Annotated in this window: 15 protein-coding genes and 1 pseudogene; 9 read left to right on the top strand and 7 right to left on the bottom strand. The window is 61.4% G+C overall.

Going from position 1 to position 14,794, the window contains the following annotated elements; genetic code table 11:
* Positions 1–8 precede the first annotated feature (8 nt).
* On the top strand, positions 9–1,469 hold the full coding sequence (gene xylB, locus QF045_RS16365) for a xylulokinase (RefSeq protein ID WP_306493124.1): 1,461 nt from the start codon (positions 9–11) through the stop codon (positions 1,467–1,469).
* Between the two features lie 130 nt (positions 1,470–1,599).
* On the opposite strand, the gene QF045_RS16360 is transcribed toward xylB, so the two are convergent.
* Positions 1,600–2,040, bottom strand: coding sequence for an Lrp/AsnC family transcriptional regulator (locus QF045_RS16360; protein WP_306493123.1), 441 nt, complete (start codon positions 2,038–2,040; stop codon positions 1,600–1,602).
* A 109-nt stretch (positions 2,041–2,149) separates the two neighbouring features.
* Between QF045_RS16360 and QF045_RS16355 the strand changes: the two genes are divergently transcribed.
* Positions 2,150–3,058: a DMT family transporter gene (locus QF045_RS16355; protein ID WP_306493122.1), complete on the top strand. Its 909-nt coding sequence runs from the start codon at positions 2,150–2,152 to the stop codon at positions 3,056–3,058.
* A 73-nt stretch (positions 3,059–3,131) separates the two neighbouring features.
* Here the strand turns inward: QF045_RS16355 and QF045_RS16350 are convergent, their stop codons facing one another.
* Entirely contained in the window at positions 3,132–5,111 is a 1,980-nt protein-coding gene (locus QF045_RS16350) for a U32 family peptidase (protein WP_306493121.1), read from the bottom strand.
* 381 nt (positions 5,112–5,492) lie between these two features.
* Positions 5,493–5,873: a RidA family protein gene (locus tag QF045_RS16345; RefSeq protein ID WP_306493120.1), complete on the bottom strand. Its 381-nt coding sequence runs from the start codon at positions 5,871–5,873 to the stop codon at positions 5,493–5,495.
* Between the two features lie 184 nt (positions 5,874–6,057).
* On the opposite strand from QF045_RS16345, the pseudogene QF045_RS27785 reads away from it, so the two are divergent.
* Both QF045_RS27785 and QF045_RS27780 read left to right on the top strand, forming a co-directional pair.
* Positions 6,058–6,777: pseudogene (locus QF045_RS27785) on the top strand (PAS domain-containing protein); the annotation flags it as partial.
* A 141-nt stretch (positions 6,778–6,918) separates the two neighbouring features.
* Complete coding sequence (locus QF045_RS27780) at positions 6,919–7,428, top strand: methyl-accepting chemotaxis protein (RefSeq protein ID WP_373424486.1); 510 nt, start codon at positions 6,919–6,921, stop codon at positions 7,426–7,428.
* Between the two features lie 47 nt (positions 7,429–7,475).
* Here QF045_RS27780 and QF045_RS16335 read toward each other — a convergent pair whose 3' ends face one another.
* Positions 7,476–8,345 carry an oxaloacetate decarboxylase gene (locus QF045_RS16335; protein ID WP_306493118.1) on the bottom strand — a complete coding sequence of 290 codons (870 nt, stop codon included), beginning with the start codon at positions 8,343–8,345 and terminating at the stop codon, positions 7,476–7,478.
* Between the two features lie 286 nt (positions 8,346–8,631).
* On the opposite strand from QF045_RS16335, the gene QF045_RS16330 reads away from it, so the two are divergent.
* From QF045_RS16330 to QF045_RS16320, 3 genes are all read left to right on the top strand, one after another.
* Positions 8,632–9,588: an ABC transporter substrate-binding protein gene (locus QF045_RS16330; protein ID WP_306493117.1), complete on the top strand. Its 957-nt coding sequence runs from the start codon at positions 8,632–8,634 to the stop codon at positions 9,586–9,588.
* A gap of 23 nt (positions 9,589–9,611) precedes the next feature.
* Entirely contained in the window at positions 9,612–10,934 is a 1,323-nt protein-coding gene (locus tag QF045_RS16325; protein WP_306493116.1) for an LLM class flavin-dependent oxidoreductase, read from the top strand.
* Between the two features lie 166 nt (positions 10,935–11,100).
* Complete coding sequence (locus QF045_RS16320) at positions 11,101–12,033, top strand: cupin (protein WP_306493115.1); 933 nt, start codon at positions 11,101–11,103, stop codon at positions 12,031–12,033.
* A gap of 1 nt (position 12,034) precedes the next feature.
* Here the strand turns inward: QF045_RS16320 and QF045_RS16315 are convergent, their stop codons facing one another.
* Both QF045_RS16315 and QF045_RS16310 read right to left on the bottom strand, forming a co-directional pair.
* Positions 12,035–12,940, bottom strand: a complete 906-nt coding sequence (locus tag QF045_RS16315; RefSeq protein WP_306493114.1) for a LysR family transcriptional regulator — start codon at positions 12,938–12,940, stop codon at positions 12,035–12,037.
* Positions 12,941–13,058: 118 nt separating this feature from the next.
* Positions 13,059–13,319: a metallothionein gene (locus QF045_RS16310; RefSeq protein WP_306493113.1), complete on the bottom strand. Its 261-nt coding sequence runs from the start codon at positions 13,317–13,319 to the stop codon at positions 13,059–13,061.
* Between the two features lie 195 nt (positions 13,320–13,514).
* Between QF045_RS16310 and QF045_RS16305 the strand changes: the two genes are divergently transcribed.
* The gene (locus tag QF045_RS16305; protein WP_306493112.1) at positions 13,515–13,745 is read left to right on the top strand and encodes a hypothetical protein; all 231 of its coding nucleotides are present in this window, start codon (positions 13,515–13,517) and stop codon (positions 13,743–13,745) included.
* A 21-nt stretch (positions 13,746–13,766) separates the two neighbouring features.
* Here QF045_RS16305 and QF045_RS16300 read toward each other — a convergent pair whose 3' ends face one another.
* On the bottom strand, positions 13,767–13,994 hold the full coding sequence (locus QF045_RS16300; protein WP_306493111.1) for a hypothetical protein: 228 nt from the start codon (positions 13,992–13,994) through the stop codon (positions 13,767–13,769).
* Positions 13,995–14,153: 159 nt separating this feature from the next.
* Here QF045_RS16300 and QF045_RS16295 point away from each other — a divergent pair, with 159 nt between their 5' ends.
* Positions 14,154–14,771, top strand: a complete 618-nt coding sequence (locus QF045_RS16295; protein ID WP_306493110.1) for a dTMP kinase — start codon at positions 14,154–14,156, stop codon at positions 14,769–14,771.
* Positions 14,772–14,794 lie beyond the last annotated feature (23 nt).

Genomic DNA, 14,794 nt, shown 5'->3' with positions numbered 1-14,794 from the left:
ACCCACGTATGAACCATCCTGTTTCCCTCGGTATTGACCTTGGTACCTCCGAACTCAAAGCCATCCTCATGGACCTCGACGGCACGGTGCTGGCCCACGCGGGCGTGCGCTTGAGCGTGTCGCGACGCCATGGCGGCTGGTCCGAACAGGCACCCGAAGACTGGTGGCAGGCCTGTTTGCAGGCACTGGACCAGCTGCGCGAGCACGCGGCGTTTGCCCGTGTGGCCTGTATCGGCCTGTCGGGGCAGATGCATGGCGCGGTCTTGCTGGGTGCCGACAATCGCGTGCTGTATCCGGCCATCCTGTGGGACGACTCCCGTGCGGTTGCGCAGGCAGAGCAACTGGGCGCCGACTATGCCGAGGTCACCGGCAGCTTGCCGATGGCCGGGTTGACCGCGCCGAAATTGCTCTGGCTGCAGCAACACGAGCCCGAGGTGTTCAAGGCCATTGACTGCGTGCTGTCGCCCAAGGATTACCTGCGCTTGTGCCTGAGCGGGGAGCGCATCAGCGAGATGTCCGATGCCGCGGGCACCCTGTGGCTGGATGTGGCGCGGCGTGAGTGGTTTACCCCGATGCTGCGCGCCACCGGCCTCACGCCTGCGCAAATGCCCCGGCTGGTGGAGGGCGGTGCCGCGAGTGCGTGCGTCACGGCCGCTGGCTTGGGCTTGTCGCCGCAGGTGGTGATTGCCGGTGGCGGCGGCGATAACCCGGTGGCGGCGGTCGGGATCGGTGCCGTCAATGCCGGTGACGGTTTCATCACCCTGGGCACCAGCGCGGCGATTGTTGCGATTACCGCCCACGCCGCCGGCAACCCGGCCAGTGCGGTGCACAGCTTCTGCCATGCGCTGCCCGAGCGCTGGTACACCATGGGCGCCATGCTGGCCGGTGCCAGTTGCCTGCGCTGGGTGACGCGCCTGACCGGGATGCCGGATGAGCAAACCCTCTTAGATGAAGTACAGGCGCAATGGCCCGTCGAGCAAGCGGTGCCGCTGTCGGCGCCGTTGTTTCTGCCGTACCTGGCGGGTGAGCGCACGCCCCATAACGACCCGATGCTGCGTGGCGGCTTCATGAACCTGGGCCATGACTGCACGCCGGCGATGCTCGGTTACGCAGTAATGGAAGGCGTGGGTTTTGGCCTGCTCGACGCCTGGCGCGCGGTGCAGTCGAGCGGGGCCCAGGTCAGCGCCTTCGCACTGGTGGGGGGCGGGGCACGCAGCGAGTATTGGGCGCAGTTGCTGGCCAATATTCTGCAGCGCGAGATTTTTACCTTGCAGGGCAGCGAACTGAGCGCATGCATCGGTGCGGCAAAGTTGGGCTTCATGGCCATCGGGGAGGGCGCGGATTTGCTGGCGGCGGGTATGCCGGTGAAGGCGCGGTATGTACCTGACGGGGGAGTGCAGTCGGTTTTGGCGGCGCGCTATGGCAAATTCCAGGGGCTGCTTGCAGCGGCGAAAGCGCTCCAGGATTAAATCGACGGCTGGAGCCGATCTAATGTGGGAGGGGGCTTGCTCCCGATAGCAGTGTGTCAGTCTCCGATGTGCTGATTGACACTCCGCTATCGGGAGCAAGCCCCCTCCCACATGTTTGTGTAGTGCACTTTCAGTCGGTCAGGGGCGGCAAGCGCCGTTTCACCGGGGTTTTCTTGACGATCGCGGTGTTGGTTTCGGCATACCCGTTGATCCGGTCCAGCAGGCTGTCCAGTTGGTCCATGGTGCGCACATGCAGCCGGGCGATGAAGCAGTCTTCGCCGGTAACTTTGTCGCATTCGGTGAATTCGGGGATCGCCTGGATCTGGCGTTCCACTTCCTGCAACTTGCCGGGCAGGGGGCGGATGCGCACGATGGCTTGCAGCAGGTAGCCAAAGTGTTTGGGTTCGATGTCGACGGTGTAATGAGTCAGCACGCCGCGTTCTTCCAGGCGGCGCAAGCGTTCGCCGACGCTGGGCGAAGACAGCCCGGTAATGCCCGCCAGGGCCTTGAGGGACAGGCGCGAGTCGTCCATCAAGGCGGCGATCAGTTGCTGGTCGATGGTGTCAATCATGGGGTTCGCCTAATAAGTAAAGGTGAATCGACGGTTTAACCTTTTTTAGTCGCTGGAGCGGCTGCCTCGCAGATTGCCATAATTGAGCCTCACTTGAGGAGCATCAATCATGGATACAGCTATCCGTCGCGGCACCTGGGAAATGATCGCCGCCATGCTGATCTCCGGCACTATCGGCTGGTTTGTGTTGGTGTCGGGCGTGTCGGTGATCGAAGTGGTGTTCTGGCGCTGTGTAATCGGGGCGCTGGCGCTGCTGCTGGTGTGCGCATGGCTCGGCTACCTGCGGCTGGACCTGCTCAACCGGGCCAAGTTTGGGCTGGCGGTCCTCAGCGGTGTGGCCATTGTCGGCAACTGGCTGCTGCTGTTCGAATCCTACTCGCGCGCGTCGATTGCCATCAGTACGGCAGTCTATAACGTACAGCCGTTCCTGTTGGTGATGCTGGCGGCGGTGTTTCTCGGTGAGAAAATCACCCTGCAGAAAATCACCTGGCTGAGCGTGGCGTTCCTCGGCATGTTGGCGATTGTCACGGCCCATGGTGAACAACCGGCTGGCGAGGACTATTTGACCGGCATCGCACTGGCCCTGGGTGCGGCGTTTCTCTACGCGATTGCGGCGTTGATCATCAAGCAGCTCAAGGCGGTGCCGCCGCATTTGATGGCCTTGATCCAGGTAGCTACCGGCGCGGTGTTGCTGGCGCCGCTGGTGCCCTGGGACCGCTTGCCCGTATCGACCGACGCCTGGGCGGCACTGGCGACCCTTGGTCTGGTGCACACGGGGTTGATGTACGTGCTGTTGTACGGCGCGATTCAGAAACTGCCGACCGCGATGACCGGCGCTTTGTCGTTCATCTACCCGATTGCGGCGATTTTCGTCGACTGGATCGCCTTCGGGCATCGCCTTGGCTGGCTGCAATGGTTGGGTGTGGCGGCGATTTTGCTGGCGGCGGCAGGGTTGCAGCGGGGCTGGTGGTGGCCCCGTAACCTCGGTAGGAGCGAGCTTGCTTGCGAAGAACGCTAACGATAACGCAGCTCATCGGGTTGATACGCGGCGTTCTCAGGTTTTTCGCGAGCGAGCTCGCTCCTACAGAGGGTCAGTGTGTGCCTTGGAAAATGATGTTTTCCGGATTGAAATGCTCCACCGCGCTGCCGGGCTGCGGCAAGCCCAGGATGTGCCCCTTGATCTTGCCCACCACGTGCATCTCGCACGGCTTGCAGTCGAACTTCAGCGTGAGGACTTCATCGCCGTGGATCAACTGCATCGGTGCCACCTTGGTCTTCACGCCCGTCACACCCTTGGCCTGTTTAGGGCATAGGTTGAACGAGAAACGCAGGCAGTGCTTGGTGATCATCACCGGCACTTCGCCAGTTTCTTCGTGAGCCTCGAAGGCTGCATCGATCAGCTTCACCCCGTGACGGTGGTAGAAGTCGCGGGCCTTCTGGTTGTAGACGTTGGCCAGGAACGACAGGTGCGCGTCCGGGTACACCGGCGGCGGGGTGGTTTCGGCTTTGCGTCCACCGCGTGGGTGCGCGGCCACACGGGCAGCGGTCAGCGCCTCGATCACCTCACGGCGCAATGCCTTGAGCTGCGAGTTGGGGATGAAGAACGCTTGCGGCGCATCCAGTTGGATGTCGGTCGCATGGTATTCGGTGGTGCCCAGTTGGCCAAGCAGGTCGCGCAAGGTATCCAGCGCCTGCTCCGGTTTGTTGGCCACGCCGAATGGGCCGGGCAGGGTGACGCTGGCGCTGATGCCTTCTTCGCTGGTGGCGGTGACTTCCAGCTGTTCTTCGCGCAGACGAGCCGCCCAGGTCAGGCCGATACGACGCTCGGATGAGGTCTTGAGCAGCGCCTGTTGCCAGTTGTGGTCCAGGTTGCGGTTCAGCGGATGATTCGGGCGCAGCTGGTGCAGGCCGGCCGGCATCTCGTTGGGTTCGACGCGGTAGCGGTAGCGCTTCTCGCCGTCTTCCTCGAATTCGCCCTTGGGCTCGGCGATGTTGGCGCGAAAACCCACCACTTCACGCTTGACCAGCACATTCAGGCCGTCGCCGTTAGACAGCGGCTCATGGGTGACCACCTGCAAGTCGCGCTTGCCGGCTTTTTCCACCACGCCGACCGGCAGGCCGGTGAAGGTCGGGGTGTCGAAGGCGCCGATGTCGACCTTGCGGTCGGTGACGAAATAGTCAGTGCTGCCACGGTGGAAGGTTTTTTCCGGGTCGGGCAGGAAGAAGTGCGCGGTACGCCCGCTGGAGGCGCGAGCCAGGTCCGGACGGTCTTCAAGCACGTCATCCAGGCGCTGGCGGTAATAGGCGGTGATGTTCTTCACATAGCCCATGTCCTTGTAGCGGCCTTCGATCTTGAACGAACGCACGCCGGCTTCGACCAGCGCGCGAATATTGGCGCTCTGGTTGTTGTCTTTCATCGACAGCAGGTGCTTTTCAAAGGCCACGACGCGGCCCTGGTCATCTTTCAAGGTGTACGGCAAACGGCATGCCTGGGAGCAATCGCCACGGTTGGCGCTGCGGCCGTTCTGCGCGTGAGAGATATTGCACTGCCCGGAGAACGCCACGCACAAGGCGCCGTGGATGAAGAACTCGATGGCGGCATCGGTCTCGTCGGCGATGGCGCGGATCTCTTGCAGGTTCAGCTCGCGGGCCAGTACCAACTGGGAGAAGCCGGCCTGGTCGAGAAACTTGGCCCGGCCCAGGGTACGAATATCGGTCTGGGTGCTGGCGTGCAGCTCGATGGGCGGAATATCCAGCTCCATCACGCCCAGGTCTTGCACGATCAACGCATCGACACCGGCGTCGTAGAGCTGGTGGATCAGCTTGCGCGCCGGCTCCAGCTCGTTGTCATGCAAAATGGTGTTGATGGTGGTGAAGACGCGAGCGTGGTAACGCCGGGCGAATTCCACCAGCTGAGCGATATCGCTCACCTCGTTACACGCATTATGACGGGCGCCGAAGCTCGGCCCGCCGATATAAATGGCATCGGCGCCATGCAAGATCGCCTCGCGTGCGATAGCCACATCGCGGGCAGGGCTGAGCAATTCCAGGTGGTGCTTGGGCAAGGACATAGTTTTTTAGTCAGGCTTGTCACGGTCGAGGCGCGCATTGTAGCTGTGAAATGGCCGACCGGCATCTCAATGTGGGAGGGGGCTTGCCCTCGATGGCGGTGGGTCAGTCACATATGCGCTGACTGACACTGCCTCATCGGGAGCAAGCCCCCTCCCACATTTTTGACCGAGTCAGGCCTTTCAACCATCGCCGTCACTTCAATGCTGCTTTGCCACAGGAAGAAAACCTGATGAACCCAGATGCCTGGAAGCCATAGTCCCTGACACACAGCGATCAAATGTGGGAGGGGGCTTGCCCCCGATGGCGGTGGGTCAGTCACATATGCGCTGACTGACACTCCGTCATCGGGAGCAAGCCCCCTCCCACTCTTTTTGACCGAGTCAGGCCTTGGCTGCCATCGCCGTCACTTCAACACGCATGCCTTCCACCGCCAACGCGGCAACGCCCACTGCCGCCCGTACTGGCCATGGCTTGGCGAAAAAGCGCTTGTAGACTTCGTTGAACGCGGCGCGGTCGGCCATGTCGGTGAGGTAGATGGTCAGGTGCATCACGCGGTCCATGGAACTGCCGGCTTTTTCCAGCGCGACTTTGAGCGCTTGCAGGGTGCATTCGCTTTGCAGCGTGATATCGCCCAGTTCCAGGCTGCCGTCGGCATGGGTTGGAATCTGGGTGGAGACCAGGATGCCGTTGAAGCCGATCACGTCGGAGGAGATCGAATCTGCATCCGGGTCGGGGGTGAACTGTAGATCGTGGTTTGCCATGAAAAAACCTCTCGCGTTGGCGTAAACGTTGCCCGGCAGTCTAACCACTGAGGACCTGCGGGTCACGGTGGCTGTCAGTAGTTTTTTTGACGTCAAAAAAGAAAATCCTGCGCCAGGTAAAGTCGCTCAAGGCCGCGCCGATAGCGAGCTAGAGACTGATTCTCTACACGCTGAGGGCGACATCATGTTCAACGCTAAACTCAAACAAGAACTGGCGGCCAGGACGGCCGAAGTCAATGAGTACAAAGGACTGATTGCTGCTCTCGAACGCTCCATGGCCGTCGTCGAGTTCGACCTCAACGGCAAGGTGTTGCGTGCGAACGATAATTTTCTGAATACCTTGGGCTACAGCCGTGACCAATTGGCCGGCAAGTCCCATCGCGACTTTTGCTCCCCATCCCTCACCGGCAGCCCGGCCTACGCTCAGTTATGGAGCGACCTGCGCGCCGGCAAGTTTGTCTCCGGCACGTTCAAACGCATGCACAGCAGCGGCGCGACCATTTGGCTGGAGGCAAGCTATAACCCACTGATGGATGAGCGCGGGCAGGTGTTGAAGGTGGTCAAGTACGCGCTGGACGTCACCGCCAAGGTCGAACAGGAAGCTGCCACCCGCAGCAAACTCGCCGCACTGGACCGGGCGATGGCGGTCATTGAATTTGATTTGAGCGGCCAGGTGCTGGACGCCAATCCCAACTTCCAGCAGGTGATGGGCTATTCGCTGGCGGAGCTCAAAGGCAAGCACCACCGATTGTTTTGCGAACCGGGCCTGATCAACAGCAGTGAATACGCCGATTTCTGGCGCCGCTTGAACAACGGTGAGTTTTTTACCGGCCAATTCAAACGGCTCGGCAAGCACGGCCGGGTTGTGTGGCTGGAGGCCAGTTACAACCCGGTCTACGACGGCGACGGCAAGCTGGTCAAGATCGTCAAGTTTGCCAGCGATATCACCGAGCGTGTCGAGAAGTTCGAGGAAGACTCGCGCGGGGCGTCCCGGGCTTATCATATTTCGTCCGAGACCGAGCGCTTTGCCGAACACGGCACTCAGGTGATTCAGGACACCGCCACCGAGATGCGCCGCATTGCCGAGAATATCGGCGCTTCGGCGCGGTTGGTGGGGCAGTTGGGCGATCGTTCCGAGCAGATCACCGCGATCGTCAATACCATTCGCGGGATTGCCGACCAGACCAACCTGCTGGCGCTTAACGCCGCCATTGAGGCGGCACGTGCCGGTGATCAGGGACGCGGCTTTGCGGTGGTGGCCGATGAGGTCAGGCAACTGGCGGGGCGTACCAGCCGCTCCACTGCGGAGATCGCTGAGATGATCGGCATGATCCTGACCGAAACCCGTGATGCGGTGAGCAGCATGAACGCCACCCAGGAAGGAGCGCAGCGCGGCGTGAACCTGGCCGATCAGGCCGGATCGGTGATTTTGCAGATCCGCACCAGCACCAGCGATGCGGTGCAGGCGGTGAGCATGTTTGCGTCCAAGCTGGACGAGTCGGAAGTCATTCCCAAGGCCGCGGTTGGGTTGGGTCGGATAATGCCGGTCCATTAAAAGCTCGCCCCCGGTGCCGATCGTCAAGACCAGCACCGGCACACCATTTACTCTTTCACATCCATGAATTCTTCAGCCCACGCCACATAGCTTTCCGGCAAGGTGTAGGTGTGGGTCAGCTCGGTGGCGCTGAGGTTCGAGGTGCTGTGGGTCAACTGGCGTTGCGCACGCAGGCTGTCGTAAGTGGCTTTGATCGCCGCAAAGTATGCGCCGTGCCCGGCCACCACGATGCGCACACCCAGGCTCGCCAGGCGCTCGCTGTCATGCAATTGCGGGTTGCCGTAGGTCACTAGCATCAACGGCACGCTGAGGTTTTCGGCGATTTTTTCCAGGTGGTCGAAGTCTTTGACGCCGACCATGCAGATCCCGTCCGCGCCGGCCTTTTCATACGCCTGAGTGCGGGCGATGACGTCTTCGGTAGGCAACACGCCAGCGTTGGTGCGGGCAATGATCGACAGTTCAGGGTCGACACGCGCTTCGAGGGCCGCCTTGACCTTGCCGATGCCTTCTTCGACGGAGATCAGGTCCGTGGATTTACGCCCGAATTGCGCGGGCAGCAGGGTGTCTTCAATGGTCAAGGCCGCAACGCCGGCGCGTTCCAGCTCTTCAACCGTACGCATCACGTTGAGCGCATTGCCGTAGCCGTGGTCGGCGTCTGCAATGACCGGCAATTGCGCAACGCGGCCGATACGGGTGGCCTGTTCGACGAACTCACTCAGGGTAATCAACGCAAAATCAGGGGCCGCCAGTACCTGCAGGGAGGCGACGGAGCCGCCGAGGATACCCACCTCAAAACCCAGGTCAGCCGCGATACGGGCAGACATGGGGTCGAATACCGAGGCGGTTTCAACACAGATGGGCTTGGCAAGCAGTTCGCGAAAGTTACGGCGCAGCGCTGAGTGAGAGATCTTGGGCATGTTCTTTCCTGGCTTTGGTCATCGTCAAGTGACGATCAATGTCTATTCGTGGTGGCGTGAGATTACCACGCAGAGGGCCGGGGGTTTATGACGTTTGAGCGCGGGCAATGTCTCTTGCGCGGCGATGGCTCAACAAAATGCAATATGTGCATTTTTATCGAATTACGTTATGCAATATAAATATTTTACATGTCTTGCTTATAACCTCATCGTTGCCCCTTACAACCCTTACCGAGACCGCACGCGCGGATCGACTTGACGTGCCTCACGGCATCTGGAGACGAACGTGTGTTACCTGAAAAAACTGGCGACTGGCATTGCCACCGCATTGCTCTGCCTGAGCGCTCACGCGCAAACGCTGGTGGTGGGCGATCAAAGCTACAACGCCCAAGCGGTGATGGAAGCGGCAGGGGTGCTTGACGATCTGCCCTACACCCTTGAGTGGAAGCAATTCACGGCCGGATCGCCGGTGGCCGAAGCGCTCAATGTCGGCAGCCTGGACATCGGCCTGCTCGGTGACGCACCGGTGTTGTTCCTGGGCGCATTGGGCGCACCGATCAAGGTGATTGCGGTGAGTCGGCAAAACCTGGCGGGGGTGGCCATTCTGGTCAGGCAGGATTCGTCGATCCACAGCCTGGCGGACCTTGCGGGCAAACGCGCAGCCATCTGGAAAGGCTCCTGGAGCCAGCAACTGCTGTTGAGCGCCTTGGATAAAGCCGGCGTCGCCCGCGACTCGCTGGAGTTGCGCTACCTCAGCGCACTGGACGCCTCCCATGCGCTGGAAGGCGGCTCGGTCGACGTCATTGCCACCTGGGAACCCTACGTTACCCAGCAGGAACGCCAGGGTGCTCGGGTACTCGCGACGGCCGAGGGCTTGATTCCCGCGCAGAGCTTCGTCGCCGCCAACGCCAAGGCGATCGACAGCAAGCGTGCGCCCATCGGCGATTTCCTCCAGCGCCTGAAAAAAGCCCGCGACTGGGCGCGCCAGAACCCGGCCAACACCAACGCCTACGCTGACGCGTGGGCCAAACGCACCCGCGCCGACGCCGAAATAGCACGCGTCTGGTTTGCAAGGGCACGCACCACGGTCGAACCGCTGAGCGCCCAGGCGCCTGTCGAGGCGCAAAAGACCGTGGACTTTTTCGCCAGCCAAGGGCTGGTCAAGTCTTACCCGGCCGCCAGCCTGTTTGACCCGTCATTCAGCGCGGCCCTGCAGCCCGCCGTCGCGCAAACCCAGCCCTGAACACGCCAAGGAATCGATCCGACATGACCAAACGACAGCTCAAACTGGGCGCCTTGACCATGGGTTGCGGTGGTCCGGGCCGCCATAACCTGTGGCTCGATCCGCAGTTGCCGGCCGACGCCAGCGTTAACATCGACTGGTACATCGACATCGCACGCCAGGCCGAGGCGGCGTTGTTCGACCTGATCTTTATCGTCGACAGCCAATTCATCACCCCAGGCTCGCCTTCTCATTACCTCAATCGCCTGGAACCACTGACGCTGTTATCGGCACTGGCCGTGAGTACGCGGCATATCGGCCTGGTGGGTACGCTGACCACGTCCTACAACGCGCCGTATAACGTTGCGCGGCGCCTGGCGTCCCTGGATTTGATCAGCAAAGGCCGTGCCGGCTGGAACGTGGTAACCAGCGGTGATGCCGGCACTGCCAGCAATTACAGCCTTGACGAGCATTATGACTACACCACGCGCTACGGCCGCGCCGCCGAACATGTGCAGGTGGTGCAGGGGCTGTGGAACTCGTACGAGGACGACGCGTTTGTGCGCGACCGCGCCACCGGGCAGTTTCTCGACCCGAGCAAACTCCATCAGCTGAATCACCAGGGCGAGCACTTTTCGGTGGCCGGCCCGCTGAATATCCAGCGCTCACCCCAAGGGCAGCCGGTGATCTTCCAGGCCGGGGATTCCGAGCAAGGCCGCGACCTGGGCGCCGCGACCGCCGATGTGATCTTCACCCATGCGGCCAGCATCGAGCAGGGCCAGGCGTTTTATCGGGATATAAAGGGCAGGGCAGTGGCCGCAGGCCGCGATCCGGAGCAACTGTTGATCATGCCGGGTGCCGAGGTGTATGTCGGCGACACCGATGAGCACGCCCGTGAAATCGAGCGCCATTATCACCAGACCGATCACAGTTTCGAGCTTGCGCTCAAAGAGTTCGGGCGTAATTTCGGCTGGCATGACTTCAGCCAGTACGACCTCGATGCGCCGTTTCCCCAGCAGAGCCTGGAGGCGGCGCGCAGCAGCTTTTTCACGGCAGCCAAACGCATCGCCGATCAGGCCCGCGAGCAGGGGTTCAGCCTGCGCCAGGCCGTGGAGTTTGGCCGACAGCTGCGACCTGGGGCTTTCACCGGCACGGCCGACACGGTTGCGCAAAAAATGGCGGACTGGCTGCAGGCGCAGGCCGTGGATGGGTTCAACATTTACATCGGGCACCCGGAGCAATTTGCCCGGTTCACGCGGCAGGTCATTCCGTTGCTGCAGGAGCGCGGTGTCTACCGCACCGAATACGAAGGCAAGACGTTGCGCGATAGCCTGGGGCTGGACATTCCTGCGTTTGCGCGCCGTTAAGTCGGCGCTCCTTGGCACAGCGGTGAACGCCAAACATCCCCGTTTGGCACAACTGCTGTGCGAATCGAGGGATTAATCCGCCGGCGGGCTTATGCCTATAGTCCACTCACCCGCGCAGCGCACTCAACGACGCCGCGCATACCCGCCGCAGACTGAGGTGAGCCTGATGAACCGTGAATTCAACCCCGCGTTGGCCGATACCCACCAGGTGGACGCCGAGTACTTCGAGTACAGCAAGGCCGCCAACCCCATCAGTGCCAATCTGATACCGCGCATTCCCTACCACAGCTTTCCTGCTTCGCTGTATGACAGGGGGCCTTCGCGCATTGTCCCGCTGGACCTCAGCGACGCTCTCGGCTGTGAGGGCCCGGCCACGGGGCCCGGGCTGTGCGCGAACTTCGTGCGGCTTAACCGTGGCGACACACTGACCCTACAACCCAACGCCACGTCCCAGGTGTTCTACGTGATTGCCGGGGAGGGCAGCGTGACCCAGGCCGAGCATCAGATTCACTGGTCCACGGGCTGCTTTATCGCGCTGCCGGGATTGCACGCGGCGCACTTGAGCGCCACCGAGGATGCGCGGCTTTACTATGTGCACGATGAGCCGTTGTTGCGTTACCTGGGGGTGACACGCAGCGCAGATCGCTTTACCCCAACGCTGTACCCGGCGGAACTGGCCAACACAAAGCTGCGCGAAGCGGCGGACGATCCTCGCGCCCAGGACCGCAGCCGCATCAGTATCCTGCTGGGCAACCGCCACTTCCCGCAAACGCGCACTGTCACGCACGTGTTGTGGGCGATGTACGGAATCCTGCCGGCCGGGTCGGTGCAAAAGCCCCACCGGCATCAGTCGATTGCCCTGGACTTCATCATTGATTGCCCGCCAGGTTGCTACTCCCTGGTAGGCACCGAGCTGGACACCGACGGGCAGATCCGCAACCCGGTGCGCGTCGACTGGTCGCCCGGCCTGGCATTCGTCACGCCGCCGGGGTATTGGCATGCGCATTTCAATGAATCCAATAGCGAGGCGTTCCTGATCCCGATTCAGGACGCGGGGCTGCAAACCTACCTGCGCGCCTTGGATATCCGCTTCAGTTGAGTCAATTCCAGTCCGGCGTCTCGCCCAGGCGCTCAACCATAAAGTCGATAAAACAGCGGACCTTGGACGACACAATCCGCTTGGGCGGGTAGACAAACCACACGGCAAACTCGCGTTCCACACCCTGGATGCGCCATTGCGGCAGCCAGACCACCAGCTCGCCGGCCTTGATGCTTTGCGCCACCAGCCAGTTTGGCAACAGCGCAAACCCCAGGCCCTGGCGCGCGGCTATGAGTTGCGCGTCCAGGTCGTTTATCCGAATACAGTCGCCGTGCACCAGCGTCGATTTGCGGCCCTGGTTTACGAAGGTGATATCCCCCACGGGGCTGGTGCCCAGTACGGCGGGCATAGACGCAAGATCGGTTGGCGTGGACGCAGGAGGGTGCTGCATCGCAAACGCCGGGCTGACCACCAGGCAGTAGTGGCCATCGCAGAGCTTGCGCGCTTTCAACGTGGAATCGGCCAGGGCGCCGACGCGAATGGCCAGATCGACACCGGCGTGGATCAGGTTGACCTGGGTGTTATCCAGCACCAATTCAATACTGATTTGCGGGTAGCGCAGGTGGAAGTCGTTCAGCGCCGGAAGGATATGATGACGGGCAAAGGCGGGAGGCAAGTTGAGCTTCAACAGTCCGCGTGGGTGCTGGTTCAACGCAGACGTGGCCGCCTTGGCATGTTCCAGCTCATCGAGCACGGTGCGCGCATGTGTCAGGAACGTCTGGCCACCTTCGGTCAGGTGCAACGTACGCGTGGAGCGGTTGAACAGCGCAATGCCGAGATCCTGCTCAAGGTCTTTCACGTAGCGAGAAACGGTCGAGGCCTTGATGCCCAGGCGCTCGGCTGCGCGGGAAAAGTTGTTGCCTTCGGCGGCTTCGACGAAGGCGGTCAGGGCGGCGAAATAGTCCAAGGCGGCCTCGGGGCAGGGCGGGCAGAGCAGCAGGGTGGGGAGGATGGCGGCGTGCTGTCAACTCCAACCGCAGATCCACCTGCGGGAGCCGCTTGGTCCCGCAAGTGGTTCGCCATGATCAAGGCGAAATGGGATCGCTGGCCGGGAAGGTTTCTTCGATAGCCTCATCGAGCTGGCTGTCGCTGACTGCACGGTCCTGCACCCGCACATTCGACTCGCAGTGGCATTCGGCGCTGGGGCACGCCTGGCCTTGTGGATGCAGGTCGGCGCAGGCCTGGCTGCAGTACGCTTTGCCGTCGCGCTCATGGCGGGCGGCATCGCTGACCTGACACGTGCAGCCTGGGCAGGCGCATGGCAAATCCGGGGTGGTGTGGTTCATGAGTCCTCCGATCATCAGTCATGGTTGAGTGGCCCTCACTTGGTTTTGATCATCGAAAAGCCACGAGTTTAAAAAAAGCGCAGCTCGGGGTGATGAGCGGTGACCACTCGCTCGCGTGGCAAAAAAACGAACGCGTCAGTGGGGCCGGCGTCTATGGTGATAACAACATCGACACAGCAAAGAGGAGGTTTGCCAATGAACGATTACCCAGCGGGCGACACCGATTCAGAAGCGCGCAACCGTTTGATCGGCGACGCCATAGGCCTGGCTTTCGATGAGGTCGAGTTGTGGGTGACCTCGGTTGAAGAGGACGGCAGCGGCATGGGCTATGTGCTGACGTTCTCCGAGCACACGCCCAGCGATGTCCTCGCCAAGGTCGAGGGGCTGGGCGCGGATCGCACGATCAATATTGGCCCGATCGACTGAGTGTCAGCAGGCCAAGGCCATTCACGGCTGCCTGTAATGCCCCGGAATGTCATGGCCCTCATCAACCGGCTTGGTACGCTTTTGCACCTGGACATCGCTCAGCCGCGCATCCTTGAGTTCGGCAAAGCGCTCCTTGAGCAGTGATTGCGCCAGTTGCGGGTCCAGCTCGTCGCCTTCGTGTTGCAGCGTGCGGCTCTGGGGTTGGTTGTCCAGAATAAAACTGACGAGGTAGTGCGGTTTATCGAACATGGGCGTTCCTCCATTACAATCAACACGTGTTACCCGCATAGGGTCTGTTCGTTTGATGACTGGACGGCGCGGTGATTCAGAAAAAATCAGAAGTTCTTCAGGCTGGATTTGCCCTGCGGACAACACACCGAACGCTATGTCCGCCATGGGAGCTGGTCAATGAGTCGCGCGCTGTTCGTTTCACTGGACGGGCCCAAGGGCACCGGCAAGACCACACTGCTGGAAGCGGTGACGTCGGCACTCAGGGCCGACAATAAGAAAGTAATCCGATTGTGCGAGAAGAAGAGCGATCCCTATCGGGGTGAAACCATGGCACTGGTCAACCAGCTTGTCAGGCACCCCAGCCGCACGCTGGAGCTGGCGGTGTGTGAGCGCTTCGCTGAAAGCCGCAGCTGGATGTCCATGCACGTACTGCCTAAGCAGCCACCGGACAGCATCATTCTGATCGACCGCTGGTACCCGTCCGACGCGGCGTTTCGTCGCCTGATTCCGTTTGCGCAGATCCTGCAACTGAACATTGATCGCAACGTGCAGGTGCCCGACCTGCATGTCGGGGTGGTCACCGACGCTGAATTGTCATGGGCGAGGGCTGCGGCGCGACGGCGTGGGCTGAGCAGCACGGTGCTGCATACGTTGCAAGAGCATGTCGCTTGCACGCAGGCGTTTGAACGAGCAGTCGCCGATCACGGTTGGGTTTTATGCCGCAATGAAGGCACGATCGAGGCGGCGACGAGGCAGGTGGTTGGCGAGATTGATCGCGTGTTGAGCGCGCGCTAGTTCCGTATCGCAATGTATCCAAG

It is taken from the genome of Pseudomonas sp. W4I3 (genome assembly GCF_030816195.1).
Lineage (GTDB): Bacteria > Pseudomonadota > Gammaproteobacteria > Pseudomonadales > Pseudomonadaceae > Aquipseudomonas.
This window is presented reverse-complemented; position numbering and strand designations above follow the sequence as displayed.